24 protein-coding genes, 21 tRNA genes and 4 rRNA genes are annotated in these 26,522 nt (G+C 45.6%); 46 read left to right on the top strand and 3 right to left on the bottom strand.

The features are described from left to right. Positions 1-94: 94 nt before the first annotated feature. The gene (locus RA086_RS08675) at positions 95-832 is read right to left on the bottom strand and encodes a YebC/PmpR family DNA-binding transcriptional regulator (protein WP_308703410.1); all 738 of its coding nucleotides are present in this window, start codon (positions 830-832) and stop codon (positions 95-97) included. A 323-nt stretch (positions 833-1,155) separates the two neighbouring features. Here RA086_RS08675 and rbsK point away from each other — a divergent pair, with 323 nt between their 5' ends. From rbsK to RA086_RS08595, 16 genes are all read left to right on the top strand, one after another. Next, entirely contained in the window at positions 1,156-2,076 is a 921-nt protein-coding gene (gene rbsK / locus RA086_RS08670) for a ribokinase (protein ID WP_308703409.1), read from the top strand. 111 nt (positions 2,077-2,187) lie between these two features. Then, positions 2,188-3,168 (top strand): competence type IV pilus ATPase ComGA, encoded by a 981-nt coding sequence (comGA, locus tag RA086_RS08665; RefSeq protein ID WP_308703408.1) that lies wholly within the window; start codon positions 2,188-2,190, stop codon positions 3,166-3,168. After that, on the top strand, positions 3,104-4,153 hold the full coding sequence (locus RA086_RS08660) for a type II secretion system F family protein (protein ID WP_308703407.1): 1,050 nt from the start codon (positions 3,104-3,106) through the stop codon (positions 4,151-4,153). Before comGA ends, RA086_RS08660 begins: the two co-directional genes overlap by 65 nt. Next, complete coding sequence (gene comGC / locus RA086_RS08655) at positions 4,150-4,500, top strand: competence type IV pilus major pilin ComGC (RefSeq protein ID WP_308703406.1); 351 nt, start codon at positions 4,150-4,152, stop codon at positions 4,498-4,500. The genes RA086_RS08660 and comGC overlap by 4 nt, the downstream gene beginning before the upstream one ends. Then, a complete protein-coding gene (locus RA086_RS08650; protein ID WP_308703405.1) occupies positions 4,472-4,936 on the top strand; it encodes a type II secretion system protein in 465 nt (154 codons plus the stop codon). The genes comGC and RA086_RS08650 overlap by 29 nt, the downstream gene beginning before the upstream one ends. Beyond that, positions 4,917-5,141 carry a type II secretion system protein gene (locus RA086_RS08645; protein WP_308703404.1) on the top strand — a complete coding sequence of 75 codons (225 nt, stop codon included), beginning with the start codon at positions 4,917-4,919 and terminating at the stop codon, positions 5,139-5,141. Before RA086_RS08650 ends, RA086_RS08645 begins: the two co-directional genes overlap by 20 nt. Continuing rightward, positions 5,134-5,568 (top strand): prepilin-type N-terminal cleavage/methylation domain-containing protein, encoded by a 435-nt coding sequence (locus RA086_RS08640; RefSeq protein WP_308703403.1) that lies wholly within the window; start codon positions 5,134-5,136, stop codon positions 5,566-5,568. Before RA086_RS08645 ends, RA086_RS08640 begins: the two co-directional genes overlap by 8 nt. After that, positions 5,565-5,819, top strand: a complete 255-nt coding sequence (locus RA086_RS08635) for a hypothetical protein (RefSeq protein WP_308703402.1) — start codon at positions 5,565-5,567, stop codon at positions 5,817-5,819. Before RA086_RS08640 ends, RA086_RS08635 begins: the two co-directional genes overlap by 4 nt. Positions 5,820-5,868: 49 nt before the next feature. After that, positions 5,869-6,918: a class I SAM-dependent methyltransferase gene (locus tag RA086_RS08630; RefSeq protein WP_407659087.1), complete on the top strand. Its 1,050-nt coding sequence runs from the start codon at positions 5,869-5,871 to the stop codon at positions 6,916-6,918. A gap of 12 nt (positions 6,919-6,930) precedes the next feature. Continuing rightward, entirely contained in the window at positions 6,931-8,127 is a 1,197-nt protein-coding gene (locus RA086_RS08625; RefSeq protein WP_308703401.1) for an acetate/propionate family kinase, read from the top strand. 292 nt (positions 8,128-8,419) lie between these two features. After that, complete coding sequence (locus RA086_RS08620) at positions 8,420-9,802, top strand: amino acid permease (protein ID WP_308703400.1); 1,383 nt, start codon at positions 8,420-8,422, stop codon at positions 9,800-9,802. A 137-nt stretch (positions 9,803-9,939) separates the two neighbouring features. Further along, positions 9,940-10,548 carry a metallophosphoesterase gene (locus RA086_RS08615; protein ID WP_308703399.1) on the top strand — a complete coding sequence of 203 codons (609 nt, stop codon included), beginning with the start codon at positions 9,940-9,942 and terminating at the stop codon, positions 10,546-10,548. Between the two features lie 66 nt (positions 10,549-10,614). Then, positions 10,615-12,003, top strand: a complete 1,389-nt coding sequence (locus RA086_RS08610) for a bifunctional metallophosphatase/5'-nucleotidase (protein ID WP_308703398.1) — start codon at positions 10,615-10,617, stop codon at positions 12,001-12,003. A gap of 15 nt (positions 12,004-12,018) precedes the next feature. Then, a complete protein-coding gene (locus RA086_RS08605; RefSeq protein WP_308703397.1) occupies positions 12,019-12,663 on the top strand; it encodes a YutD family protein in 645 nt (214 codons plus the stop codon). Between the two features lie 14 nt (positions 12,664-12,677). Next, entirely contained in the window at positions 12,678-13,469 is a 792-nt protein-coding gene (locus RA086_RS08600) for a TIGR01457 family HAD-type hydrolase (protein WP_308703396.1), read from the top strand. After that, positions 13,453-14,094: a TIGR01906 family membrane protein gene (locus tag RA086_RS08595; protein WP_308703395.1), complete on the top strand. Its 642-nt coding sequence runs from the start codon at positions 13,453-13,455 to the stop codon at positions 14,092-14,094. Before RA086_RS08600 ends, RA086_RS08595 begins: the two co-directional genes overlap by 17 nt. A 54-nt stretch (positions 14,095-14,148) precedes the next feature. Here the strand turns inward: RA086_RS08595 and RA086_RS08590 are convergent, their stop codons facing one another. Beyond that, a complete protein-coding gene (locus RA086_RS08590; RefSeq protein WP_308703394.1) occupies positions 14,149-14,805 on the bottom strand; it encodes a VTT domain-containing protein in 657 nt (218 codons plus the stop codon). Positions 14,806-14,984: 179 nt separating this feature from the next. On the opposite strand from RA086_RS08590, the gene RA086_RS08585 reads away from it, so the two are divergent. The 28 genes from RA086_RS08585 (at position 14,985) to RA086_RS08450 (ending at position 23,826) form a co-directional block, all read left to right on the top strand. After that, on the top strand, positions 14,985-15,569 hold the full coding sequence (locus tag RA086_RS08585; protein WP_308703393.1) for a peptidylprolyl isomerase: 585 nt from the start codon (positions 14,985-14,987) through the stop codon (positions 15,567-15,569). Positions 15,570-15,704: 135 nt separating this feature from the next. After that, entirely contained in the window at positions 15,705-16,109 is a 405-nt protein-coding gene (locus RA086_RS08580; protein WP_308703392.1) for a CvfD/Ygs/GSP13 family RNA-binding post-transcriptional regulator, read from the top strand. Next, positions 16,106-16,486: a hypothetical protein gene (locus RA086_RS08575; protein ID WP_308703391.1), complete on the top strand. Its 381-nt coding sequence runs from the start codon at positions 16,106-16,108 to the stop codon at positions 16,484-16,486. Before RA086_RS08580 ends, RA086_RS08575 begins: the two co-directional genes overlap by 4 nt. Before the next feature lie 372 nt (positions 16,487-16,858). Further along, a 16S ribosomal RNA gene (locus RA086_RS08570) occupies positions 16,859-18,424 on the top strand. A 205-nt stretch (positions 18,425-18,629) separates the two neighbouring features. Continuing rightward, a 23S ribosomal RNA gene (locus RA086_RS08565) occupies positions 18,630-21,550 on the top strand. Between the two features lie 72 nt (positions 21,551-21,622). Then, positions 21,623-21,739 (top strand): 5S ribosomal RNA (gene rrf, locus RA086_RS08560). 6 nt (positions 21,740-21,745) lie between these two features. After that, positions 21,746-21,818: transfer RNA gene (locus RA086_RS08555), tRNA-Val, on the top strand. Between the two features lie 3 nt (positions 21,819-21,821). Then, positions 21,822-21,894, top strand: a tRNA-Lys gene (locus tag RA086_RS08550). Positions 21,895-21,940: 46 nt separating this feature from the next. Then, positions 21,941-22,057 (top strand): 5S ribosomal RNA (gene rrf, locus RA086_RS08545). Together the 16S, 23S and 5S rRNA genes with 21 tRNA genes alongside form the textbook arrangement of a ribosomal RNA operon. 5 nt (positions 22,058-22,062) lie before the next feature. Further along, positions 22,063-22,135: transfer RNA gene (locus RA086_RS08540), tRNA-Val, on the top strand. Between the two features lie 2 nt (positions 22,136-22,137). Beyond that, a tRNA-Lys gene (locus tag RA086_RS08535) sits at positions 22,138-22,210 on the top strand. A gap of 98 nt (positions 22,211-22,308) precedes the next feature. Further along, a tRNA-Thr gene (locus RA086_RS08530) sits at positions 22,309-22,381 on the top strand. Positions 22,382-22,397: 16 nt separating this feature from the next. After that, positions 22,398-22,469: transfer RNA gene (locus RA086_RS08525), tRNA-Gly, on the top strand. Between the two features lie 15 nt (positions 22,470-22,484). Continuing rightward, positions 22,485-22,570, top strand: a tRNA-Leu gene (locus RA086_RS08520). Positions 22,571-22,580: 10 nt separating this feature from the next. Then, a tRNA-Arg gene (locus RA086_RS08515) sits at positions 22,581-22,654 on the top strand. A 5-nt stretch (positions 22,655-22,659) separates the two neighbouring features. After that, a tRNA-Pro gene (locus RA086_RS08510) sits at positions 22,660-22,733 on the top strand. Between the two features lie 28 nt (positions 22,734-22,761). After that, positions 22,762-22,835, top strand: a tRNA-Met gene (locus tag RA086_RS08505). Positions 22,836-22,851: 16 nt separating this feature from the next. Then, positions 22,852-22,925, top strand: a tRNA-Ile gene (locus RA086_RS08500). A gap of 45 nt (positions 22,926-22,970) precedes the next feature. Next, a tRNA-Ser gene (locus RA086_RS08495) sits at positions 22,971-23,060 on the top strand. Positions 23,061-23,066: 6 nt separating this feature from the next. After that, a tRNA-Met gene (locus RA086_RS08490) sits at positions 23,067-23,140 on the top strand. A gap of 3 nt (positions 23,141-23,143) precedes the next feature. Next, positions 23,144-23,218, top strand: a tRNA-Asp gene (locus RA086_RS08485). Between the two features lie 32 nt (positions 23,219-23,250). Then, positions 23,251-23,323, top strand: a tRNA-Phe gene (locus tag RA086_RS08480). An 8-nt stretch (positions 23,324-23,331) separates the two neighbouring features. Then, positions 23,332-23,402: transfer RNA gene (locus tag RA086_RS08475), tRNA-Gly, on the top strand. A 5-nt stretch (positions 23,403-23,407) separates the two neighbouring features. Further along, a tRNA-Ile gene (locus RA086_RS08470) sits at positions 23,408-23,481 on the top strand. 2 nt (positions 23,482-23,483) lie between these two features. Next, positions 23,484-23,571 (top strand) — tRNA-Ser (locus RA086_RS08465). A 21-nt stretch (positions 23,572-23,592) separates the two neighbouring features. Then, a tRNA-Glu gene (locus RA086_RS08460) sits at positions 23,593-23,665 on the top strand. Between the two features lie 9 nt (positions 23,666-23,674). After that, positions 23,675-23,748 (top strand) — tRNA-Met (locus tag RA086_RS08455). Between the two features lie 3 nt (positions 23,749-23,751). After that, a tRNA-Asp gene (locus RA086_RS08450) sits at positions 23,752-23,826 on the top strand. Between the two features lie 545 nt (positions 23,827-24,371). Here RA086_RS08450 and RA086_RS08445 read toward each other — a convergent pair. Continuing rightward, positions 24,372-24,872 carry an antibiotic biosynthesis monooxygenase gene (locus RA086_RS08445; protein WP_308703390.1) on the bottom strand — a complete coding sequence of 167 codons (501 nt, stop codon included), beginning with the start codon at positions 24,870-24,872 and terminating at the stop codon, positions 24,372-24,374. 130 nt (positions 24,873-25,002) lie between these two features. Here RA086_RS08445 and RA086_RS08440 point away from each other — a divergent pair, with 130 nt between their 5' ends. Next, on the top strand, positions 25,003-25,746 hold the full coding sequence (locus RA086_RS08440) for an MBL fold metallo-hydrolase (RefSeq protein WP_308703389.1): 744 nt from the start codon (positions 25,003-25,005) through the stop codon (positions 25,744-25,746). 290 nt (positions 25,747-26,036) lie between these two features. Continuing rightward, entirely contained in the window at positions 26,037-26,435 is a 399-nt protein-coding gene (spxA, locus tag RA086_RS08435) for a transcriptional regulator SpxA (protein ID WP_308703388.1), read from the top strand. The last annotated feature ends 87 nt before the right edge of the window (positions 26,436-26,522 follow it).

The raw sequence follows: 26,522 nt of genomic DNA, 5'->3' as shown, positions 1-26,522 counted from the left end.
TATTTGGAATGAGCAATAACGCTGAGTTTAGTAGACAAAAAACGTGATTGATAACTCTCGAATAGGAGAGTCTCAATCACGCTTTTGAGTTATGCTAGTCTTCGTCTGGGAAGTTAGCGGCTTCGTACACTTCTGAAACGTCGTCGTTATCTTCAAGTTCTTCTAACATGTGTTGTAATTTTTCAGCCTTGTCAGCTGGGACATCAGTCAAGGTGTCAGGGATCATGGTTAACTCAGCCGTAGCTAAAGTGTAACCCTTTGCTTGTAGCGCATCCCGAACTTGAGCTAATTGCTTAGGATCAGTATAGATTTCGAAGGCTTCATCGCTAGATTGCAAATCATCGCCACCGGCATCTAAGACATCCATCATCATGGTGTCTTCATCTGTATCCATATCATCGGTCCGTTCGATGACGATGTAACCTTTACGATCAAACATGTAGCTGACCGCACCAGTCGCAGCCAACGCACCACCGTGATGGGTGAAGGCTGACCGAACTGCGGCAGCGGTCCGGTTCTTGTTGTCAGTCAATGCGTGAACCAGAACAGCGATACCACCGGGGCCGTAGCCTTCGTAGGTAACTTCTTCGTAGTTCGCGGCACCGGAGCCACTACCTTTATCGACTGCCCGTTTGATGTTATCTTTAGGCATGTTGGCAGCTTTAGCCTTATCCATGATCAAACGCAGATTTGAGTTTGAATCTGGATCAGGACCCCCGGCTTTTACAGCCATATATAATTCACGTGAAATCTTTTGGAAGATTTTCCCACGTTTTGCATCCTGAGCATTTTTACGGCCTTGGATATTATGCCATTTTGAATGTCCTGACATGTGTGACTCCTTCTTTCTTTATTTATCAAATTTATGTTTAAACATACGGTTAGTATCATATCAAATTACTTGTGAAATTTCAAGGCCTAGCCCCAGCATGGCGGCCTGAATGACCATTTATGGGTTGAGAGGACAATTGGTACTTCCAGAAAGCCAATTTGCCGCGTGAAACAAGCACGTCATTCAGGTTTTCATTAAGTCGTGGCAGTAACCCTGTCTGTTGCCATAATTTTAATATTTTATGATAAATTTCTCGAATACTGGTGCTAACGAGAGTGGTTTGCTAAAATTAGGCTAGCAAGTTCTCGAAGGGACGAATCAGAATGAATAAAGTAACGATTTTAGGTAGTTTAAATGTTGACACGATTCTACGTGTGAAACGCTTCCCTAAACCAGGTGAAACATTACCATTGAGCGGTAAAAGTGTGGCTGGTGGTGGTAAGGGGGCTAATCAAGCGATTGCGGCAGCGCGGGCAGGTGCTCACACCACTTTTATTGGCAAGGTCGGCCAAGATCAGGAAGGCGACTTCATGGTCAAACAATTGACCGATAGCGGCGTTGCGGCCCAATTTGTCCAACACAGTAGTGAAGCCAATACCGGTTCGGCCGTGATTATGTTAGACAGTAGTAGCGAAAACCGCATTTTGATCGACGGAGGGACGAATCAACTAGTCACCGCGGCGGATGTGGATTTAGCTCAAACAGTGATTGCAGCGAGCGACTTCTTAATTGCACAATTTGAAACGCCAATCGCGGCAACGATGCGAGGCTTTGAATTGGCGCACGCTGCAAATCAACGGACCATTTTGAATCCGGCCCCAGCAACACATGATGTGCCAGCGAAGTTGTTAAGTTTGACTGATTTGATTGTGCCAAATGAAACGGAAACGGAAACTTTAACTGGCGTGCCGGTCACGGATGAACATTCGATGATCAAAGCGGCCGCAGTCTTTCAGCAGTTAGGGGTGGCTAATGTCATCATCACGGTTGGAAGCAAGGGCGCTTTTTGGCAACGAGGCCAAGCACATGGGTTTGTGCCGGCGTATAAAGTGAATGCTGTTGACACAACTGCTGCTGGGGACACCTTTATTGGTGCCTTGAGCTCGGTGTTACGGCCTGACTTTAGTAATTTGGCTGCCGCGGTTCGATTTGCTAACCGCGCCTCATCATTAGCTGTACAAAAGTTAGGGGCACAACCTTCAATTCCAACACGAGCAGCGATTTTGGCTGCCGAACGTGCCTAGACGACGTAATTAAACCTTAAAATAATCAGCGACTGAGTTAATTTAACGATTAACTTGGCCGCTTTTTTTGACCGGCTTTGCGGAACTGGTTGTTGAAAGGAGGATGAGAAATTGTCAGTTGAAACGCAATTAAGTACCATCATTCAGGCCGCAGTTGACCAGCAAGCCAGCGATATCTACTGGCTGCCGACTGCGAACGAGTACCAAATCTTGTTACAAGCGGCTGGTGAATTACAGACGTTGATGACCCTAGAAGCCGTGGCGGCTCAGCAGTTGATCAATCATATAAAATATCGCAGTAACATGGCGATCAGTGATCATCGTCGGCCACAGTTGGGTGCTATGTCCGTCGTGATTGCCGAAGAAATGTTGAATCTGCGAATCTCAGCCGTGGGGGATTTCTTGGGACGGGAATCTTTAGTGGTCCGCTTATTGTACCAATCGCGTCAGGCCGCGTTGCAGTATTTGATCCCATCGCAACGTGTGCAGCTGCAAAATCTGATGCAGGAAACTGGACTGATCCTATTTTCAGGGCCGATGGGCGCAGGGAAAACCTCGACGATGTACGATTTGGTCCGTCAGATGGGTCGTCAACAGGTCGTGATGACGATTGAAGATCCCGTCGAAATTTATGAGCCTAAGTTTTTACAGTTACAAGTGAATGCCGCAGCGCAGATGACTTATCATGACTTGTTAAAAGTGGGTTTGCGACATCATCCAGAAATTTTCATTATTGGTGAAATTCGTGATGCGGAAACGGCCCAAATTGCCGTACAGGCTGCGTTAAGTGGTCACTTGGTCCTAAGCACGATTCACGCGCGTGGGGTTTATGGGGTGGTGCCACGATTACAGCAGTTGGGAATTGATGTTGAAACTTTGCGCCAAGCACTGACGGCTGCTAGTTATCAGCGGCTACTCCCGTTAGCCACCGGGGGACAAGCGGCCTACTTTGATCTCATCACAACCAAACAACCCCTCCAAGCAGCAGATCCAGCACAAATGATGACCACAGAATGGGGGCGACAACTTGAAGGACAGCAGGCGTTGGGACGCATCACTAAGCAAACTCTGGCGCGGTACCGCGGTCACTAAACGGTTAACGATCCGCACACAAGCAACCTTATTTGAAACGTTGGCAGATCTAATTGATAATGGATTTTCATTGCGCGATGCAATGCGTTTTATTGTGGATATTCATGGTCAAGAGTTTAAGCCGCTCACGCCGGTGATGCAACAACTGCAGGCAGGAGTGGGATTGGCGACTGCCTTACAAGCGTATATTGCGGTCGACTTATACTATCAGCTACTGATTGCTGAACAACATGGCGCATTGACGACAACGTTGAAACAAGCGGGTCAGTTGATGCGAACGAAGGCTACGCAACAACAACAAATTAAACGATTATTACAGTATCCACTCGTCTTATTGGCGCTATTAATTGGCACGCTGGTGCTCGTTAAAACGGCAATTTTACCGAACTTTGGGGCAGCAGCGACCGCGCCAGCACAAGTTGTTTTATGGGAACTATTGCTGGGTAGTGTCACGATTGTTTGCATCCTAGGGACACTGATTGTGGGGGGACATTTAAAACGCTTGCCGACACGTGAACGTTATCTGTGGTTGGCGCGCGTCCCCATCGTGGGCGCCTTGATTCGCACTTACTGTGGCTACTATTTAACGTTGAATGCGGGAATGTTATTGGCTGGCGGTCTTGAGTTGCGGGGGATCTGCGAGGTAAGCAGTCATTTTAAAGCGCAGTCCTTATTGCAACAGCAGGGGCATTTTGTGGAACGCTCGTTATTAGCTGGCCAATCCCTCGGTAAGATTATTAAAGCCGATCGTTTGTTGCCGGATGAATTAAGCCTATTAGTCGGAAAGGAAAGTCCGACTGAACAGCTGAGTCAAGAAATGATTTATTTTGCCATGGTGCAATATCAGCGACTTGTTCGCGAGTTAAACCGGTTGATCAGTTGGATTCAACCCCTGATGTTCATGGTGATCGCAATGGTCATTGTGGGCACCTATCTAAACATTTTGTTGCCAATGTATCAGTCGATGGGAGACATTTTAAAATGAAACGATTTAAACGACTCATGCTCAAAACAGCGGCCCCACGTAAAGGGTTTACTTTAATTGAAATGGTCATCGTACTAGCGATTATTGCCTTGTTAATGCTGATTGTCGTGCCAAATTTGAATGCACAACGTGAAAAAGCTGGGCAGAAGCAACAGGAAGCTTTACAGGAGGTGGTTTATAACCAAGCTGAGATGTACTTGAATGATCATCCCGAGGCCAAAGGAAAGGTCGATATTAAGACCCTAAAAGAGGCGAAATATTTAAATGAGAAGCAGGCAAATCAAGCAGTGAACTTCGATACGAGCCGTCCGGAAGCCAATGGTAACACGAATGCCACACAAGGTTAGTTCAGGGTTTACTTTGATTGAAACCGTAATCACCCTAGGATTGTTGACCTCATTGTTGGTCGTGGCGGTTGCGAGGTTTCCGCAACAAACGCCGCAGTTTAATAACGAGACTGCCTTCTGGGATCAATTTCAAACGTTGTGGCAGGAACGGGTGTTTATCGCCAGTGCCAAGGACTATCAGCAAATGGTCTGGTTTGATCGCGATGCAGTCCGTTTTGTGCCGCTCAGTCCTGAAGATCATTTGAAGGCGGTGACTTTGCGGTTACCTAAAACATTACACAAAGTCAGTGGGACGCCCAGCACTAAGATCATGAAAAATGGACACCCTAAGTTGGCCGCGGTTTACTATCGATCAACCTTAGAGCCACATAACCTGACGAAACTATCTGTCAAGATGGGATGGGGAGCGTATTCAGTTGACCAAATATCAGGATAGGCGGCGCCATCACGGTTTTATCCTAGCAGAGACCGTTTTAGCATTAGCGATATTAGTGACCGGCGTCAGTCTTAGCTTAGGTCTGGAGACTTTGATGATACGACAAGAGCGTCGCCAAGTGCAACGGATCAAACAGGCTCGCTATGATTACGAACGCGTTCGCTTAGCGCAATTTGACTTGCGTCCGCTGGCGACGGGTGCGTAGGCGGGCAGGATTTACCTTAATTGAAGTCGTCCTAGCATTAAGTGTGTTATTGATCGTTGGCAAAGTGATGCTACGTGGTCAGCGCCAATTATTGGTGGCTACGCATCGCCCGATTCCCGCAATTCAATGGTATCTGATGCTGCATGAACTGGAGAATCCAGCGCATCAATTTCGAGTGGAAAAGTTTAGCGAACGTGGGGTCAAATTAAGGGCGGGTGATGATCGCTGGTATGTTTTGTTATGGGAGCCGGCACCAAATCAACGTCTCATATTATTACCAAATGGGCACAATCGCGGTCGCATTGAGCTAATGAGCCACGTGGCCAGTTTTAGTTTCAATGCAGATCAACAGTTAAGAATCACGATCAGCAGTGGGGAAGTTTTCAAAGCTAGATTATTGTTAGGAAAGGTGGCACCATCACCATGAAAACGCACCGGGGTAGCATTTTATTGTCGGTGTTGGCCTTTCTCATGATTTTTGGGGCGTTTGAAAGCTTTCGCTACCATGAATTTGCGCAACGCCAAGCCATTTATCGCGAAATGTTGGTGGAATACCGAAAGTCACCAGCCAAACAACCTGTTCAAAATCACACAAACTCTAACAAATCACCAGTGGGAGGGACGACTAGTGACGGACTAGATCGGCAGCACGGCACAATTTCGAAATTGGGATCTTAAAGCGGATTCATGGGGTTCCAGCTTGAACTCCTTTCTAAAAATCGGTAAGATGGGGAAGGATTCAAGAATTTTCGAAGAGGTGAGCATTCTGGCACAAGCAGAAACTGAAACATTATTTAAAGTCTTAGACCAATCAGTCACTATTTTAATGCAACAATTATCGGTTAGTTACGTCGATGCCTTGATCGAAACTGGTGATAATTTACTCGCTCAGACTGTTCAAGTTGAGGACGGGCAACCGGATCAAGCTAGTGTGGCTAAGCTGACCGACTTATATCAGTCCGTCACATTAAGTCAGTATGACGCTGAAACCATTCGGCGTGCCTTACAGTTAGCATTACTCAAAGCGATTCATAACGATCGTGTTGATCCAAATCATCAAATGACGCCGGATTCAATCGGGTTGTTGACCGCTTATCTGATTGCTAAGCTGATTGGACCCAACGACCAGCTCTCAATTTTAGATATCGCGGTCGGTACCGGTAATTTGTTGACGACCGTCATGAATCAGTTACAACCGACGCGTCAAGCAAAAATCCAAGGGTACGGGGTTGACAACGATGATAATCAATTAGCGATTGCGGCGATGAGCATGGATCTACAACAATCGTCGGTTGAGCTATTTCACCAAGATGCCATTGATCCGTTGGTGATGCCTAAGGTCACGATTGCCATTGGTGATTTGCCAGTGGGTTACTATCCGTTAGATGAGCGTGCACAGGCGTTCAAGACTAGCGCAACGAATGGCCATTCCTATGTACACCATTTATTGATGGAACAAGCCATGTCACAATTACAACCTGGTGGCTGGGGCGTGTTCCTGGTTCCGACAAATATTTTCCAATCACAGGAAGCACAAGGCTTGCTCAAATGGATGAGTTCGTCAGCGTATTTGCAAGGATTGTTGAACTTGCCAACGAATTTATTCTTAGATGAGAAATCTCGTAAGTCTGTCGTCGTGTTACAAAAACATGGTGCTAAGGCGCAACAAGCGGGTAAAGTTTTGTTAGGCGAGTTCCCATCTTTTGAAGATACGCGAGCTTTCGAAGCTTTCACAGCGCAGATTGATGCGTGGGTTGGTCAAAATATTATTCGCTAGGAGTGAGTCTTGATGGGGAAGACGATTGCTATTAATGCTGGCAGTTCGACCTTAAAGTTTAAATTATTTGAAATGCCACAAGAACGGGTGATTGCCAGCGGGGCGATCGAACGCATTGGTTTCGAGTCGTCGCCCGTACACATTCGTTATGGTCTGGATCACAAATATCGTGAAACGGAGTCCGTGCCTGATCATCTGACGGCGGTCAACATTATCTTGGATGAGTTGATCAAGTTGCATATTATCGCGACTTATGATGAGATTACCGGTGTCGGTCATCGGGTCGTCGCTGGTGGCGAAATTTTTAAAGATTCCGTGTTGATCACCGATAAAGTGTTGACCCAAATTGACAGTTTGGCTGAATATGCGCCGTTGCATAATCCGGCTAATGCGGTTGGTATTCGCGCGTTCAAGCGGGTCTTGCCAGACGTGCCAGCGGTGGCCGTTTTTGACACGTCCTTTCATACAAGTATGCCGCCGGTTAATTACTTATATTCATTACCATATGCGTATTATGAAAAATATGGGGCGCGGAAATTCGGCGCACATGGAACGAGTCATCGTTACGTTGCCGGTCGTGCAGCGAAGTTAATGGGGCGACCCTTAACAGCGTTGCGACTGATCACGTTGCATCTTGGCGCGGGTAGTTCGATTACGGCGATTAAAAATGGGCAAAGCCTGGATACGTCCATGGGATTCACGCCTTTGGCTGGGATTACAATGGCGACGCGTTCAGGTGATTTAGATCCGTCATTGATGGCGTTTCTCATGAAAAAATTGGACTTGAAAGATCCAGATGACATGTTGAAAATCTTAAATACGCAATCTGGTTTGCTGGGAATTGCGGGTTCCGCTGACATGGCCGAGCTCGAAGCGCGCTGTGATTATGATAAAATGGCTAAACTTGCCATTGATATCTTCGTCAATCGCATTGTGAAGTATATCGGGGCCTATTTGGCTGAAATGCAAGGCGCTGATGCAATCGTGATTACAGCTGGTATCGGTGAACGTGATGCGAAAATGCGGCAACGAATTGCAGAAAGGTTAAGTTATTTTGGGGTCGCGATTGATCCGCATAAGAACCAAGTGAGTGGGGTCGAACGGGATTTGAGCACAGCGGATGCGAAGATCCGGACGATTTTGATTCCAACGGATGAAGAATTGATGATTGCACGGGATGTTGAACGCGTGGGTCATCCTAAAAATTGAGTAGATTAGCGAGTCTAAGTGCCTTTAGGCTCGTTTTTTGGTGACTACACATGAAATATATTCACCTTATCTTGTCTTAGCTTCACGTCATTCATGCAAATTGGTTTGTAAACTGTCAGAATAAGGATCTGTCAGTGATTGCGTCAGCACCGGCCTAAAGAAAGTTGATAGGCACGGCATTTAGCCTGATTAAGTGTTTACTGGCATAGACCAATCAACGTGAAAACGGAAGCGTGCCCTTTTGAATGCCATCTGGTTGACCCGTATAATGATGGACAAGGGGAGTGCTGATATGACGAAAGCAAGTCAACAACCGGAGAAAGCCCAACTTTCTCGCGGATTAAAAAGTCGCCACGTGCAATTAATTGCAATCGGCGGCACGATTGGGACCGGACTGTTCTTAGGTGCCGGCCAATCCATCCACTTAGCCGGGCCATCCATCTTAATTGCGTATTTGGTGACCGGGCTCGTTTGTTTCTTATTGATGCGCGCATTAGGCGAATTATTATTATCGGATCTAAATACGCATTCTTATATTGATTTTATTAAACAATATCTCGGTGAACGGACCGGATTCGTGGCCGGTTGGACGTATTGGGTCTGCTGGATCACGATTGCGATGGCTGAAATCACGGCCGCTGGGGAATACATGCAGTTCTGGTTCCCAAAATTACCACAATGGATTCCGGGCTTTGTGATCTTGATCTTGTTACTAGGTTTAAATTCAGTGAACGTCTCAGCCTTTGGGGAGACTGAATTCTGGTTTGCCATCATTAAAATTACCGCAATCGTTGCGTTGATTTTGGCTGGGATCGCCATGGTGGTCTTTAGTGTTAAGACGCCAGTTGGGCATGCCAGTTTAACTAACTTAGTCAATTATGGCGGTTTTTTACCGCATGGCATGAAAGGTTTTGTTCTATCGTTTCAAATGGTGTTGTTTAGTTTTATTGGGATCGAAATGGTTGGGATGACGGCTTCCGAAACGGAAGACCCTAAAACGGTCATTCCTCGGGCCATTGATAATATTCCCATTCGAATCATCTTGTTTTATGTCGGGTCATTGTTCTTCCTGATGTGCATGTATCCTTGGCGATATTTCTCGGCGGCACACAGTCCATTCGTGCAGGTCTTTACGAACCTTGGGATTTCGTCAGCGGCTGCCATTATCAATTTTGTTGTGTTGACGGCGGCAGCTTCATCCTGTAACTCAGCGCTATTTAGTACCGGACGGATGTTATTTTCGTTGACGTATGATGGCAAGGGAAAGTTTGCCAAGCACATGGGCCAACTTTCAACGAGCCAAGTGCCACGTAATGCGCTCCGGTTTTCAACGTTGATCATCGGCCTAGCCGTATTGCTGAACTTGTTTATGCCAGGGAAAGTTTTCTCACTGATTGCCAGTGTTTCGACCACTTGTTTCATCTTTATTTGGGGAGCAATCGTGTTGGCCCACTTGGCTTATCGGAAAAAAGTCGGTCGCCACAAGTCTAAACGTTTTCGGATGCCGTTTTTCCCATTTTCAGATTATCTGATTTTAGCGTTTTTAGCTTTCATCATGGTCGTCCTTTGTTTGAAAACTGAGACCCTGATTGCGTTAGGCGCATCCTTGATTTGGTTAGTCGTCTTATATGTGATTAAAGTTGTGAATGAACGTGTTCATGAAAATGAAAATTAGCATTAGCGTCTGGCGTGAGTGATTAAACGTCGGACGCTTTTTTGGTACTCAGAACTTAAAACCGTTCTGGTGCGGTATCTTGTCCTAAGCGGTACAATTAAACTTAACGTGACTAATTTCGAAAGCGGGGGAACTGTATGCAATACTTTACTTCAGACACGCATTTTTATCATGCGGACTTATTAGGACAAAATGATTTTGCACCGCGGCTGTTTCCAGACGTGGAGACGATGAATCAAGCGATTATTGACCATTGGAATGCGCGCGTCACTGATCAAGATACGGTTTATCATCTTGGGGATGTGGCCTTATATTTCACACGACCAGCTAAATTGTCTTATGAACGCGTGTTAGCCATTTTGACACAATGTCATGGTAAAATTATTTTCGTTAAAGGAAATCATGATTCGCGGGCATTTTTCAAATATTTGGCAGCTCACGATCCACAACTGAATGGTGGCCCTAAATTTGAATTTCATGATGTTGGCGTCTTGATCAAATATGATCATCGACAGTATTATATGACGCACTATCCAATGATGATGGGGATCGTGAAGCAGATTATCAACTTGCACGGTCATATTCATCACTATTCGGTCAACATTAAAGAGGATATCAATGTTGGGGTGGATACGCCGGAAACGGCCTATTTGGATCATAAAGTCCCATTTGGTGCCCCATTTTCACTCGCAGAAATTGAGCAAATGGTGACAGGAAAAGCGGCTGATTTTGCCAAGCGTCAATAAGTCGGCTTGACCGGTTTCAGGGAATGCTTTAGGATTAACGAAGATAATTATTGTGAGGCGACGACCATGAGTGAACAGATCACGATTTTGCACACGAATGATTTACATTCGCATTTTGAAAATTGGCCACGGATTCGGCGTTATTTAGCTGATCAGCGCCAATTTCATCAAGGTGCCGGTCAAACCGTTCTCACGGTCGACCTAGGAGACGCCGTCGATCGTGCCCATCCGTTGTCAGAAGCCACTCGTGGACGGGCAAATGTTCAATTATTGAATCAAGTGGGTTATGACGCCGTGACGATTGGAAACAATGAAGGCTTGGGATTGACTCATGCCGAATTGGACCAACTTTATCAGCAGGCTAATTTTGACGTGGTCTTGGATAATCTCACGGATACTCAGAGTGGCACCCAACCGCAATGGGCCAAGCCGGCTAAATTAGTGACGACGGCAGGTGGGACTCGAATTTTATTGTTAGCATTTACGGCGCCCTTTACGCTGACTTATCCCTTAAATGGCTGGACCCCCGCGAGTGTGAAAGTCCGATTACCACAATTAATGGCGGCCTATGCGGGTCAATATGATGTGCTAATTGTGATGTCACATTTAGGCATCAATGTAGATCGTTGGCTAGCTAAACACTATCCGGGCATTGATGTGATCATCGGTAGTCATACGCATCATTTATTGGTGAATGGTGAAATGGATCACGGGGTGCTGGTGGCTGCGGCCGGTAAATATGGTGAACATGTGGGTCAGATCAATCTGACCATCAACGCTGCGCATCATGTTTGTCAGCAGCAGGCTCAAACCGTTGCGACCAAGACGTTACCAGTCATGGCGACGGATGCCAGTGAGATTGCGGCTTGGCAACAAAAAGGTGAACAGCTGTTATCACAACAAGTGATTGCGACGGTTCCACAACAACTGCAACCACATTGGCATCATGCCAGTGCCTTGACTGCGCTGGGATTAAAAGCCATCACGAGTTATGCTGGCACTGATTTAGGGATGCTTAACGGTGGGCTATTTATGCGTGATCTACCAGCGGGTGACGTCAATTTGAATGACATGCATACCATGTTGCCACACGCCATGCATGTCATTCGGGTCACGTTGACTGGTCAAGACCTCTGGCGACTCATTTATGAAATGGAATTAGCACGACCATTTTTAAACAAATTTCAGATTCATGGCATGGGGTTCCGCGGCCAAATTTTTGGTTATATTCAATACCAGGGATTGCAATGGCGAGCAGAAACCCACACGTTGTTAGTAAATGATGCGCCGGTTGTCCCAACTGCCACGTATCAAATCGCGTTATTAGATCATCATTTGTTTATACCATTTTTCCCAACCCTAAATATTAGTGGTCAAACGGAAATCTTATTTAAAGAATTTTTACGGACCGTGGTCGGTGATTATTTGGCCACGCAGTTCCCACATCAAGAATAGAAAGGTGGTGTCGATTTGAATCGCGATCACATCGATGAATTGGCCGCACAGCAGGCCGAACGACGTCAGAGCTTATATCAAGGTGTCCGCACGGATAAGACCCATATTGAAGTGAACAAACATCCGTTTGAGATTGTTTTGGACTATCATGAAGGCTTTGATTTAGATAAATTTACAGAGCGATACAGCACGATTCTCAACAAGTACGACTATTTAGTTGGCGATTGGGGATTTGAACAGCTGCGGTTGAAGGGCTTTTTTAAGGATGATACCAAGGATGTTCAGCGCTCTCAGACGATTGGAACGGTGCAGGATTATTTATATGAATATTGTAATTTTGGTTGCGCCTATTTCATTTTAAAGAACGAACGCGTTATTAAGCCGAAAAAGACTAGTCATGCGCGCAAGGATGACCGGCGCGGCAAGCGGACTAATGGGAATAGTAATAATAATACGACCCAATCTCGTAGTCGGAGCAATCGAAACAGTAGCAAGCTGAAGCAACGTCGACGCAACAAACCGTTTACAACGAAACATAAAGCGGCGCCGTTTAGTGAAAAAAAGCAGCAACCGGCAAAAGTAAACGCTGGTAGTGGCCATCAAGCTCGAACGAGTAAACCAGCGAATGGTAAACGGCATTTTACGATTCGCCAGAAGTAGAGAGGATTTTGAGAGTGAGTAAATACAAGGGATATTTAATTGATTTAGATGGGACTGTTTATCGTGGGAGTGAACGCATTCCAGCTGCTAAACGGTTTATTGAACGGTTACAAGCGACGGAGACCGACTTTTTGTTAGTCACGAATAACACCACCAAGTCACCAGAAGATGTTGCAGAAAATTTGGCTCATAACCATGATATTCATGTTAGTCCGGCGAATGTCTATACCGCCGCACTTGCAACGGCTGATTATGTCAATGACTTGGCTGGTCATGGCGAGAAGACCATGTATGTGATTGGTGAACTCGGTTTAAAGGGTGCGATGCTCGAAAAAGGGTTTCAATTTGAAGAGAAGGCCCCACGTTATGTCATTGTTGGTTTAGACTATGACGTGACTTACCATAAATTTGAACTAGCGACCTTGGCTATCAAGCGTGGCGCTAAATTTATCGGGACCAATGCCGATACGAATCTACCTAATGAACGTGGCTTAGTGCCTGGTGCTGGTTCAGTGATCGCGATGGTTGAACGTGCGACACAGCAACGCGCCACTTATGTTGGCAAGCCAGAAACGATTATTATGCAAAAGGCGGTCGATCGTATTGGTTTGGACAAGCGCGATTGTGTCATGGTCGGTGATAACTATATGACCGATATTTCAGCAGCAATTAACTTTGATATGGATTCATTATTGGTTTACACCGGGGTTTCTACGCCTGAATTGGTTGCGAAGCAGTCTGTTAAGCCGACAAATGAAGTCAATTCATTGGACGAATGGGACTTAGAAAATGGCGTGGCTAAATAAAGGTAAAAATTGGTTACAGTGGCTGGGACTCTATTTGTGGTTAGTCAGTGGGACGATCATTCTCACGATTAATGCGAGCTGGTTATACTATTTTAATGCACGTTGGCAGCAACTGGGCCATTTGGTGAACCTATCTACCGGCCGGTTAATGACCAATTATTTTCAGTTGCTGGCTTATCTGAATTTTCCGTGGGTCAGCCGGCTCAAGATGGCCGATTTTACGGACTCCACGAGTGCTTTGATTCACTTTGCGGATGTCAAAAATCTGTTTTTACTGGACTATGCGGTATTTATCGTGACTTGTGTGACGACCTATTATTTGTGGCGTCGGCTTAAACGCGACCAGCAACTTTGGCGTTTTGTGTTGCCAATGCAGACGGCACTCTGGGTACCACCGTTAATCGCCGCGGCAATGGCGGTAAACTTTGATCAGTTTTTTGTGTTCTTCCATAAGGTCTTATTCCGCAATTCGGATTGGCTATTTGACCCATTATTTGATCGCATCATTATCGTATTGCCGGATACCTTCTTTTTACAGTGTTTTGTCTTGGCTTTTGTGATCTTAGAGTGGTCGTTTGCCTACTATCTGTCTGTGGGTAAACAAGCCTTGAAACAATTAAACTAATCCAAACTAAAAAAGCACGTCATCTTTTTACGGATGAGGTGCTTTTAGTTTAGACTAATCTTCGCTTTCGGGTGCGTGTGAGAAGCGCGCTTTCATCGCCGAAAAGACAGCGGGAATTAATGAAACCACGATAATGCCCAGTACGACTAATGAAAAATGTTCTTTGACGAACGGAATGTTACCGAAGAAGTAACCGCCGCCGCAACAGAGGGCGACCCAGAGAAGACAACCAATGACGTTATAGCGGATGAATTGACGATAGGCCATGCGACTGCTAGCAGCAACGAAGGGGACAAAGGTTCGGATAATTGGCATGAAACGCGCAATCGTGACCGTGATGCCACCATGTTTTTCGAAGAACTTTTCAGACTTCGCAAGTTGTTTTTGATTGATGAGCCGACCGAACCACGAAGTTCGCGTCAACGCTTCTCCAAGCGAATGCCCAATTAAAAAGTTTAATGAGTCACCGGCAAGTGCCGCAACTAAGAATAACAACACAAAGGACCAGATGTGCAAGCCGTATGTCGGGTTGGCTGCAAGCGCGCAAGCGGCAAATAGCAGCGAATCACCTGGTAAGAATGGTAAGATCACCGCACCAGTTTCAATGAAGATGATGGCGAAAAGGATTAAGTAAGTCCAAATCCCAAAACTGTTGACGATTGTGACCAAGTGTTGATCAATATGGAGCACGAAATCAACTAAAAAGCTCATGGTTACCTCCAAAGTATATTTATAAATATTTCTGATATAGCATACCAGATAACCGTGGTAAATACTATTGTTGACGCATAATCCTGGCCAAAACCTTAAACATTTTAGTGAAGTTTACTAGCAATTAGGGAGATTCTCTTGTATCATCAAGGTATTCTAATAGGAAAACGGGTGATATTGTGGCATTTCCACAACTAGATTTATCACAGGTCGAAGGACCTAAGGCAACCATTAAAACCAATTATGGTGATATCAAGGTACAACTATTCCCTAAGCAAGCACCTAAGAGTGTTGAAAACTTTGTTGGTTTGGCGAAAAAGGGTTACTATGATGGCATTATTTTTCATCGGGTCATTCCTGATTTCATGATTCAAGGTGGCGATCCAACGGGGACTGGCATGGGTGGTGAAAGCCTGTGGGGTAACCAATTTGAAGATGAGTTCTCATCAGAAGTCTTCAATATGCGTGGGGCGTTATCAATGGCGAATGCTGGACCAAATACCAATGGCAGTCAATTTTTCATTGTTCAAAAGCCACAGTTAGATCCTGGCATGGCTGATCAGATGAAGCAAGCTGGTTATCCAGAAGAAGTGGTGACTGCTTATGGTAATGGTGGGACACCGTGGTTAGATTTCCGCCACACAGTGTTTGGTGCAGTTAGTGATGGCATGGCTGTTGTTGATGATATTGCTGCAGTTGCGACTGCTGGACAAGATAAACCAGTCAAAGATGTCGTGATTCAAACAATTACCATTGAAGATTAATCATTATATAGAAGAAGTCGTCATTTTGGGGACTCCTTTTTTTGTTGTCAATTTTGAATTCATCACGTTTCAGGTTATAATATTTGAAATTAGTGATTTATATCGAGACAGCGAAAATTAAGAAAGGGTGAGTTGATGAGTAATTATCGAATTGGCATGCAAGTACATGGTCACGTGACTGGCATTCAACCATATGGTGCTTTTGTCACTTTGGATGCCGATCATCAGGGATTGATTCATATCTCCGAATGTCACGAAGGCTATGTGAAGAGTATCAGTGATTATTTGAAAGTTGGTCAAGCCGTTGATGTCGTTATTTTAGACATTGACGAGTACACTGGAAAAATCAGCTTATCACTACGCTGTGTCGAAAGCCGACCACAGCATACGACTAGTGATCTAGAGATCTATAAAACTTTTCGACATAAACATTTTTGGACGAATCGGCATGTCCATGCTGGCTTTGATCCGATTGCTAAGAATTTGGACGGTTGGATCGATGATTCATTGAATCGTTTAAAGGAAGAGGCACATTCATGACTAAACGGGTTGCAGGAACGATTATTAATCCAGAAGATGCAGGAACGAGTTTCTTGGTCAAACAAGTTGAGGGTCAATTTAAGTTTTACAATTTTCCAGTCTTAGCCAATCAAACGCCACTGTCGTCGATTTTATGGAAACTGCGTCATGAGGTTGGCATCGATGTCGATCAACTGCGGCTATATGATTCAGTTGTTGCTCAGAGTGGTCAAGAAAACATTTCACTATTTGTTTTTAATCACTTAAAGATTGATGCAACGATTCGTGAGGCCTGCCGTCAGCAAGGCTTAGTCTTTGTACCAGCGCGTAAACTACATGGCTTATTTGAGAGTGTAAAGGTCAATACGATCCCATCATTTGAAAATTTATCGAAATAAATTCAAATAAAGGGTTGACCTGCATACTAATTCTTGATAATATATATCTTGTCGCTGCGAGAGATAGTTGTCAAACAGCTTCCCGACGACGTTTCAACCGCATAAGTCAAAATGATTTTAATTGTATAAATATTCAGCTTCTTAAAAAAAGTTGTTGACACTTAAAAGATGTGATGATATTATGTAATAGTTGCGTTGAGGTAATCAACCAACAAATTAGACCTTTGAAAACTGAACAAAGTTTCGACAAATCAAATGTGTAGGGTCTAGCAATCCTTGTGATTGTTAGCAAAACATTTGCGAAGTCAATTCGTGAAAACAATTAATAAATTTGAACCAACTTTTTAAATGAGCTTTTTTAGAACTCATCATTAATTTGAGAGTTTGATCCTGGCTCAGGACGAACGCTGGCGGCGTGCCTAATACATGCAAGTCGAACGAACTCTGGTAATGATTGGTACTTGTATCATGATTTACATTTGAGTGAGTGGCGAACTGGTGAGTAACACGTGGGAAACCTGCCCAGAAGTGGGGGATAACACCTGGAAACAGATGCTAATACCGCATAACAACTCGGACCGCATGGTCTGAGTTTGAAAGATGGCTTCGGCTATCACTTTTGGATGGTCCCGCGGCGTATTAGCTAGATGGTGGGGTAACGGCTCACCATGGCAATGATACGTAGCCGACCTGAGAGGGTAATCGGCCACATTGGGACTGAGACACGGCCCAAACTCCTACGGGAGGCAGCAGTAGGGAATCTTCCACAATGGACGAAAGTCTGATGGAGCAACGCCGCGTGAGTGAAGAAGGGTTTCGGCTCGTAAAACTCTGTTGTTAAAGAAGAACATATCTGAGAGTAACTGTTCAGGTATTGACGGTATTTAACCAGAAAGCCACGGCTAACTACGTGCCAGCAGCCGCGGTAATACGTAGGTGGCAAGCGTTGTCCGGATTTATTGGGCGTAAAGCGAGCGCAGGCGGTTTTTTAAGTCTGATGTGAAAGCCTTCGGCTTAACCGAAGAAGTGCATCGGAAACTGGGAAACTTGAGTGCAGAAGAGGACAGTGGAACTCCATGTGTAGCGGTGAAATGCGTAGATATATGGAAGAACACCAGTGGCGAAGGCGGCTGTCTGGTCTGTAACTGACGCTGAGGCTCGAAAGTATGGGTAGCAAACAGGATTAGATACCCTGGTAGTCCATACCGTAAACGATGAATGCTAAGTGTTGGAGGGTTTCCGCCCTTCAGTGCTGCAGCTAACGCATTAAGCATTCCGCCTGGGGAGTACGGCCGCAAGGCTGAAACTCAAAGGAATTGACGGGGGCCCGCACAAGCGGTGGAGCATGTGGTTTAATTCGAAGCTACGCGAAGAACCTTACCAGGTCTTGACATACTATGCAAATCTAAGAGATTAGACGTTCCCTTCGGGGACATGGATACAGGTGGTGCATGGTTGTCGTCAGCTCGTGTCGTGAGATGTTGGGTTAAGTCCCGCAACGAGCGCAACCCTTATTATCAGTTGCCAGCATTAAGTTGGGCACTCTGGTGAGACTGCCGGTGACAAACCGGAGGAAGGTGGGGATGACGTCAAATCATCATGCCCCTTATGACCTGGGCTACACACGTGCTACAATGGATGGTACAACGAGTTGCGAACTCGCGAGAGTAAGCTAATCTCTTAAAGCCATTCTCAGTTCGGATTGTAGGCTGCAACTCGCCTACATGAAGTCGGAATCGCTAGTAATCGCGGATCAGCATGCCGCGGTGAATACGTTCCCGGGCCTTGTACACACCGCCCGTCACACCATGAGAGTTTGTAACACCCAAAGTCGGTGGGGTAACCTTCGGGAGCCAACCGCCTAAGGTGGGACAGATGATTAGGGTGAAGTCGTAACAAGGTAGCCGTAGGAGAACCTGCGGCTGGATCACCTCCTTTCTAAGGAATATTACGGAAACCTTACACATGATTGTTGAAACTTTGTTTAGTTTTGAGAGGTCTAACTCTCAAACTTGTTCTTTGAAAACTAGATAATATCAAATATATTTTTTCATAATGAAACCGAGAACACCGCGTTTTTTGAGTTTTTTAAAAGAAGTTTAATCGCTAAACTCAATTAATCGTATTTTCCTTTGGAAAATAAGGTTAAGTTAACAAGGGCGCATGGTGAATGCCTTGGCACTAGGAGCCGATGAAGGACGGGACTAACACCGATATGCTTCGGGGAGCTGTACGTAAGCTATGATCCGGAGATTTCCGAATGGGGCAACCCAGCAGTTTTAATCAACTGTTACCGCTAGATGAATTCATAATCTAGTCGGAGGTAAACGCTGTGAACTGAAACATCTCATTAGCAGCAGGAAAATAAAGAAATTTCGATTCCCTAAGTAGCGGCGAGCGAACGGGGAACAGCCCAAACCAGAGAGCTTGCTCTTTGGGGTTGTAGGACTGAACATTTGAGTTACCAAAAAGTTTGATAGTCGAAGGATTTGGGAAAATCCGCCATAGATGGTGATAGCCCAGTAGATTAAATCAAGCTTTCTCAGTTCAGTATCCTGAGTACGGCGGAACACGTGAAATTCCGTCGGAATCTGGGAGGACCATCTCCCAAGGCTAAATACTACCTAGTGACCGATAGTGAACCAGTACCGTGAGGGAAAGGTGAAAAGCACCCCGGAAGGGGAGTGAAATAGTTCCTGAAACCATGTGCCTACAATAAGTCAGAGCGCGTTAATGCGTGATGGCGTGCCTTTTGTAGAATGAACCGGCGAGTTACGATCCCGTGCAAGGTTAAGACTGAAAAGTCGGAGCCGTAGCGAAAGCGAGTCTGAAATGGGCGTTTTTAGTACGAGGTTGTAGACCCGAAACCAGGTGACCTATCCATGTCCAGGTTGAAGGTGCGGTAAAACGCACTGGAGGACCGAACCCGTGTAAGTTGAAAATTGCTGGGATGAGGTGTGGATAGCGGTGAAATTCCAAACGAACTTGGAGATAGCTGGTTCTCTCCGAAATAGCTTTAGGGCTAGCCTCGGATTAAGGATCATGGAGGTAGAGCACTATTTGGACTAGGGGCCCGTCTTGGGTTACTGAATTCAGATAAACTCCGAATGCCATTGATTCATATCCGGGAGTCAGACGATGAGTGATAAGATCCACCGTCGAAAGGGGAACAGCCCAGATCACCAGTTAAGGTCCCTAAATGTATACTAAGTGGAAAAGGATGTGGAGTTGCATAGACAACTAGGATGTTGGCTCAGAAGCAGCCACCATTTAAAGAGTGCGTAATAGCTCACTAGTCGAGTGATCCTGCGCCGAAAATGTACCGGGGCTAAGTATACTACCGAAACTGTGGATGTGACCATTAGGTCACGTGATAGGAGAGCGTTCTAAGGGCGGTGAAGCAAGACTGTAAGGACTTGTGGAGCGCTTAGAAGTGAGAATGCCGGTATGAGTAGCGAAAGATGGGTGAGAATCCCATCCACCGAATGACTAAGGTTTCCTGGGGAAGGCTCGTCCTCCCAGGGTTAGTCGGGACCTAAGTCGAGGCCGAGAGGCGTAGACGATGGATAACAGGTTGATATTCCTGTACTAGTTAAATGCGTTTGAACGATGGAGGGACGCAGTAGGCTAAGATGTGCATTCTGTTGGATTAGAATGTCCAAACAACAAGTCTTGTGAAGAGTCAAATGCTTTTCACTTTAAGGACAAGTTGCGATGGGGAGCGAAATTTAGTAGCGAAGCGTCTGATGTCACACTGCCGAGAAAAGCTTCTAGTGAGTATTTAACTACCCGTACCGCAAACCAACACAGGTAGTCGAGGAGAGAATCCTAAGGTGAGCGAGTGAACTCTCGTTAAGGAACTCGGCAAAATGACCCCGTAACTTCGGGAGAAGGGGTGCTGATCGAAAGATCAGCCGCAGTGAATAGGCCCAGGCGACTGTTTATCAAAAACACAGGTCTCTGCAAAATCGTAAGATGACGTATAGGGGCTGACGCCTGCCCGGTGCTGGAAGGTTAAAAGGATGGGTTAGCTTCGGCGAAGCTCAGAATTGAAGCCCCAGTAAACGGCGGCCGTAACTATAACGGTCCTAAGGTAGCGAAATTCCTTGTCGGGTAAGTTCCGACCCGCACGAAAGGCGTAACGATCTGGGCACTGTCTCAACGAGAGACTCGGTGAAATTATATTGTCCGTGAAGATGCGGACTACCCGCGACAGGACGGAAAGACCCCATGGAGCTTTACTGTAGCTTGATATTGAGTGTTTGTACAGCTTGTACAGGATAGGTAGGAGCCATAGAAACCGGAACGCTAGTTTCGGTGGAGGCGTTGGTGGGATACTACCCTCGCTGTATGACCACTCTAACCCGCGCCACTAATCGTGGCGGGAGACAGTGTCAGGTGGGCAGTTTGACTGGGGCGGTCGCCTCCTAAAAAGTAACGGAGGCGCCCAAAGGTTCCCTCAGAATGGTTGGAAATCATTCGCAGAGTGTAAAGGCACAAGGGAGCTTGACTGCGAGACAGACAGGTCGAGCAGGGACGAAAGTCGGGCTTAGTGATCCGGTGGTACCGTATGGAAGGGCCATCGCTCAACGGATAAAAGCTACCCTGGGGATAACAGGCTTATCTCCCCCAAGAGTCCACATCGACGGGGAGGTTTGGCACCTCGATGTCGGCTCATCGCATCCTGGGGCTGTAGTCGGTCCCAAGGGTTGGGCTGTTCGCCCATTAAAGCGGTACGCGAGCTGGGTTCAGAACGTCGTGAGACAGTTCGGTCCCTATCCGTCGCGGGCGTAGGAAATTTGAGAGGAGCTGTCCTTAGTACGAGAGGACCGGGATGGACATACCTCTGGTGTACCAGTTGTGCCGCCAGGCGCATCGCTGGGTAGCTACGTATGGATCTGATAAACGCTGAAAGCATCTAAGTGTGAAACAGACCTCGAGATGAGATTTCCCATTCCTATATGGAAGTAAGACCCCTGAAAGATGATCAGGTAGATAGGTTAGAAGTGGCAGCACGGTGACGTGTGAAGCGGACTAATACTAATCGGTCGAGGACTTAACCAAGCAATTGGTGTTCAGGTTCATAGGAGAAATTATTTGATATTAGCTAGTTTTGAGGGCACAAGTTCTCAATAGTGTGGCGACGATGGCAAGAAGGATACACCTGTTCCCATGTCGAACACAGAAGTTAAGCTTCTTAGCGCCGAGAGTAGTTGGGGGATCGCTCCCTGCGAGGGTAGGACGTTGCCATGCGATTTTGGAGGATTAGCTCAGTTGGGAGAGCGTCTGCCTTACAAGCAGAGGGTCACAGGTTCGAGCCCTGTATCCTCCATTTGAGCCGTTAGCTCAGTTGGTAGAGCATCTGACTTTTAATCAGAGGGTCGACAGTTCGAACCTGTCACGGCTCATTTAACCGCGAGGTTAAATGTTACATTTGAATATTAGTTCCAATAGTGTGGTAGCGATAGCGGAAAGGATACACCTGTTTCCATATCGAACACAGAAGTTAAGCTTTTTAGCGCCGAGAGTAGTTAGGGGATCGCTCCTTGCGAGGGTAGGACGTTGCCATGCATCATGGAGGATTAGCTCAGTTGGGAGAGCGTCTGCCTTACAAGCAGAGGGTCACAGGTTCGAGCCCTGTATCCTCCATTGAGCCGTTAGCTCAGTTGGTAGAGCATCTGACTTTTAATCAGAGGGTCGACAGTTCGAGCCTGTCACGGCTCATTATCACGGTTCGTTTCATGATAAAGTTTTACAAGTTTTTGTTGATTTATATATCTTGGCATGATATGATATTATAGTTGTGTTAATCATCAACTTATGCCGACTTAGCTCAGTTGGCAGAGCATCTGTCTTGTAAACAGGGGGTCGGAGGTTCGAATCCTCTAGTCGGCATTAACTGAATAATTATGCGGAAGTAGTTCAGTGGTAGAACATCACCTTGCCATGGTGGGGGTCGCGAGTTCGAATCTCGTCTTCCGCTTTTACCAAAAGTGTTGCCGGGGTGGCGGAATTGGCAGACGCACAGGACTTAAAATCCTGCGGTTAGTGATAACCGTACCGGTTCGATCCCGGTCCTCGGCACTTTTATGAAGCACCCATAGCGCAATTGGATAGAGTGTCTGACTACGAATCAGAAGGTTGTAGGTTCGACTCCTACTGGGTGCATATAACGGGAAGTAGCTCAGCTTGGTAGAGCACCTGGTTTGGGACCAGGGGGTCGCAGGTTCGAATCCTGTCTTCCCGATTAGATAATCTTTGATTATTTAACAGATCGCGGTGTAGCTCAGCTGGCTAGAGCGTCCGGTTCATACCCGGGAGGTCGAGGGTTCGATTCCCCCTGCCGCGATAGGAATAAAGAGCTCGGACCTTTAGCTCAGTTGGTTAGAGCAAACGGCTCATAACCGTTCGGTCGTAGGTTCGAGTCCTACAAGGTCCATCTACTAATTATAGTGGACAAGTTCCTAGTTATACTTTTTTAAATGGAGGATTACCCAAGTCTGGCTGAAGGGAACGGTCTTGAAAACCGTCAGGTGGGTCAAACCACGCGAGAGTTCGAATCTCTCATCCTCCTTATTATCGCGGGATGGAGCAGTCTGGTAGCTCGTCGGGCTCATAACCCGAAGGTCGCAGGTTCAAACCCTGCTCCCGCAATTTGGTCCGTTGGTCTAGTTGGTTTAGGACGCCTGCCTGTCACGCAGGAGATCACGAGTTCGAGTCTCGTACGGACCGTTACACTAATTAAATATTTTATGGCTAAAAATGGCTCGGTAGCTCAGTCGGTAGAGCAATGGATTGAAGCTCCATGTGTCGGCAGTTCGATTCTGTCCCGCGCCATAAGTGTTGCGGGTATAGTTTAGTGGTAAAACGACAGCCTTCCAAGCTGTAGTCGCGAGTCCGATTCTCGTTACCCGCTTTTATGGGCCTATAGCTCAGTTGGTGAGAGCGCACGCCTGATAAGCGTGAGGTCGATGGTTCGAGTCCATTTAGGCCCATTGGAGAAGTACTCAAGTGGCTGAAGAGGTGCCCCTGCTAAGGGTATAGATCGCGCAAGCGGTGCGAGGGTTCGAATCCCTCCTTCTCCGTTAGTTTCATTTTATAAATATGACCCCTTGGTCAAGTGGTTTAAGACACTGCCCTTTCACGGCAGTAACATGGGTTCGAATCCCGTAGGGGTCATTACATTATCGCGGGATGGAGCAGTCTGGTAGCTCGTCGGGCTCATAACCCGAAGGTCGCAGGTTCAAACCCTGCTCCCGCAATTTGGTCCGTTGGTCTAGTTGGTTTAGGACGCCTGCCTGTCACGCAGGAGATCACGAGTTCGAGTCTCGTACGGACCGTCTTATAAAGAAGATTATCTTAATTGATAATCTTCTTTTTTTCGAAAAAAGCATTAATTCAAGAGTAGTTAGTGTATCGCAGTGTTCACGGCGGATCACGGCTCAAGTGGGGTCATCCGCTTTTACAGTTATGGTCGCTGAACGAGGCGCTTTTTCAGCCAAGAAATGAGCATACAGGCACTTAGGCTTAGCAGTAAGCTACGATGAACGAACCGATCCGTGCCATGTTAACGTTAAATAGTGGTTGCAATTAATGGGGTTCTAAAATATCGGTTGTTGGTAATCAAGATAAAACGGCCATTGATAAACTTAGCCTTGATAAAAGCTGATTGATAGGATAGGGCAGCCACTTAGACCGCGAAAAAGGACCTATCTCGACTTGCGAGTGTAAGTCCAGTTTGGAAAAAGACCAGTGTGTGTTTACAGCGTTCGATCACCAAGTATTAGGACCGTTTCAGATCAATCTGGCTGCAATTTGTAGATCGGCTTACCATAGGCCATAAAAAAACACTCGAGTCAGAAATCGACTTGAGTGTCACTGACTGTTAAGACTTGAGTGAACGAACAAAAGCATAACGGCTTTCGTGGTAATCGAAGTCTGGGGTCAAATATTTAGCAAATGGTTTAAAGGATTCACTTCGTAACCAAACTGCGTATTCAGAATCACTGTGCCAATTCGTTACGATAACAAAGGCAGCGTCATTTTTGGCTTCTCGTAAGATCCAGAAGTGTTTGAGCCCATTTGGTTTCTCAAAATCCGCACGAAATGCTGTGAATTTTGAATTAAAAACTTTTTGTTCTTCAATAGGTAAGTCCATAAAGATGAAACTAGTCATACCGTGCCAGTCTTCATTACCTTTTGATAATAAGACGTCATATGAAACTGGACTTGAAAAAACCGTTTTTTCACCAGATAGGTCGAGTAACATGTATCGATCTTCAGTGGCGTTGGCTTGCATTAATAGTAAATCACGATCAGCGTGCTTTTGCTGGATCATGGTTAGAATTTTACGCGTCCCAAATGTTGCTGAAATCTTTCCACTCATCAAATATCACTCCTTAATTATTACACTTATTATTATACGTGTTTTCGAAAATAATTGAAAACAAGTTAGGTTAACGGTTTCAATTTTTCTTTCAGCTACGTTAAAATAGACTCAGAAGGGAATGATAACGATGAAGTTAACCGTATTAGGTTATTACGGTGGTTATCCTTATGATGGCGTTGGTACTAGCTCGTACTTAGTCACATCAGGTAACTATCAGTTATTATTGGATTGTGGTTCGGGCGCATTAAATGCCCTAGAAGAAATTTTAGATCCGTTACAGTTGGACGCGGTCTTATTGACCCATTATCATCACGACCACACCGCTGACGTTGGCGTTTTACAGTATTATTGGCAATTACGCCAGGGTGACCGTAAAACGCCAATCCTGCCAATCTATGGCCACACAGAAGACCCACTTAATTTTGGTGCCCTGACTTGGGCTGGTGCAACGGAAGGGCGTGCTTATCACCCTGATGTCGTAAATAAAATTGGGCCATTTGACGTGACATTTTTACGGACCAAGCATCCGGTACCGGCATTTGCCGTCAAGCTGGTTGAACGGGCGACTGGCGAACAGCTGACCTTTTCCGCTGACACTGCGTTTATCCCGTCACTGGCTAAATTTGCGACTGGGTCACAGTTACTGATGACTGATACAAACTTTGGTGCTGATAAGACGGGCAAAATTTGGCATATGACTTCGGCACAATCAGGTTTGATTGCGAAGGAAGCGCATGCTAAAAAGTTATTATTAACGCATTTACCTCAAGATGTTGATTTTGAACAATTGCGCAAAGAAGCTCAAGCAACTGCTGGTGAGGGTGTTCAAGTCGTCGTTGCTCAGAAATATTTACAGTTAAAATTAGGTTAGTTTTTAAAACCAAGTCGATCCTGGACTTGGTTTTTTTAATGGGAAAATCGTCTTAATATTTATTATTTTGATAAGCTGTAACTAAATTGTGCGCCAGACAATTAATGACATAATTCCTTTTGTAAACGGAATATCGATAAATAATAATACATTTAATCGAAATGTGTTCAAAAAGTTATTGACATGCATTTGATTATTTTTATAAAAACTATTCACAAAAATTAATAAAACGGGTATAATATTATTTGTGATAAAGAATTGTTGTTGGCAACGCAAAAGGAGGAGACTCAATGGTTACCTTATATACTTCACCAAGTTGTACCTCATGCCGGAAAGCCAAAGTTTGGTTACAGACGCATGAAATTGATTTTACGGAACGGAATCTTTTTGCGGAACCGCTCTCGATTGCCGAAATCAAAGGTATTTTACAGATGACTGAAGATGGCACTGAGGAGATTATTTCGACGCGTTCCAAGGCTTTCCAGCGGTTACAGTTGGATATTGATGATCTGTCTTTGAATCAACTTTATGAGCTGATCAGTCAGGATCCGAGTCTCTTGCGACGGCCTATCTTATTAGATGAAAAACGGTTACAGGTCGGTTACAATGAAGATGAGATTCGGCGTTTCTTACCACGAAAAATTCGGACGTTGGAACTTCAACGGGCACAAGCAATTGCAAATAGTTGAAAATGAATCGATTGGTGCGTTAGGATTCTAACGAGCCAATTTTTTTATTTCAGATAGATTACTTTACAATGCGCTGAAATAAGTTAG

The sequence above is a fragment of the Lactiplantibacillus brownii genome (assembly GCF_031085375.1).
In the GTDB taxonomy this organism is placed as follows: Bacteria; Bacillota; Bacilli; order Lactobacillales; family Lactobacillaceae; genus Lactiplantibacillus; species Lactiplantibacillus brownii.
The sequence above is the reverse complement of the archived record's forward strand: the minus strand, read 5'-3'. Positions and strand labels throughout refer to the sequence as shown.

Coding starts and splice junctions, on each gene's coding strand:
- RA086_RS08590 (WP_308703394.1), bottom strand. CDS start 14,805: ATGAGCTTTTTAGTTGATTTCGTGCTCCATATTGATCAACACTTGGTC.
- RA086_RS08445 (WP_308703390.1), bottom strand. CDS start 24,872: ATGAGTGGAAAGATTTCAGCAACATTTGGGACGCGTAAAATTCTAACC.
- comGC (WP_308703406.1), top strand. CDS start 4,150: ATGAAACGATTTAAACGACTCATGCTCAAAACAGCGGCCCCACGTAAA.
- rbsK (WP_308703409.1), top strand. CDS start 1,156: ATGAATAAAGTAACGATTTTAGGTAGTTTAAATGTTGACACGATTCTA.
- RA086_RS08630 (WP_407659087.1), top strand. CDS start 5,869: ATGGGGAAGGATTCAAGAATTTTCGAAGAGGTGAGCATTCTGGCACAA.
- RA086_RS08610 (WP_308703398.1), top strand. CDS start 10,615: ATGAGTGAACAGATCACGATTTTGCACACGAATGATTTACATTCGCAT.
- RA086_RS08440 (WP_308703389.1), top strand. CDS start 25,003: ATGAAGTTAACCGTATTAGGTTATTACGGTGGTTATCCTTATGATGGC.
- RA086_RS08620 (WP_308703400.1), top strand. CDS start 8,420: ATGACGAAAGCAAGTCAACAACCGGAGAAAGCCCAACTTTCTCGCGGA.
- RA086_RS08635 (WP_308703402.1), top strand. CDS start 5,565: ATGAAAACGCACCGGGGTAGCATTTTATTGTCGGTGTTGGCCTTTCTC.
- RA086_RS08595 (WP_308703395.1), top strand. CDS start 13,453: ATGGCGTGGCTAAATAAAGGTAAAAATTGGTTACAGTGGCTGGGACTC.
- RA086_RS08615 (WP_308703399.1), top strand. CDS start 9,940: ATGCAATACTTTACTTCAGACACGCATTTTTATCATGCGGACTTATTA.
- RA086_RS08625 (WP_308703401.1), top strand. CDS start 6,931: ATGGGGAAGACGATTGCTATTAATGCTGGCAGTTCGACCTTAAAGTTT.
- RA086_RS08580 (WP_308703392.1), top strand. CDS start 15,705: ATGAGTAATTATCGAATTGGCATGCAAGTACATGGTCACGTGACTGGC.
- RA086_RS08650 (WP_308703405.1), top strand. CDS start 4,472: ATGGTAACACGAATGCCACACAAGGTTAGTTCAGGGTTTACTTTGATT.
- RA086_RS08575 (WP_308703391.1), top strand. CDS start 16,106: ATGACTAAACGGGTTGCAGGAACGATTATTAATCCAGAAGATGCAGGA.
- spxA (WP_308703388.1), top strand. CDS start 26,037: ATGGTTACCTTATATACTTCACCAAGTTGTACCTCATGCCGGAAAGCC.
- RA086_RS08675 (WP_308703410.1), bottom strand. CDS start 832: ATGTCAGGACATTCAAAATGGCATAATATCCAAGGCCGTAAAAATGCT.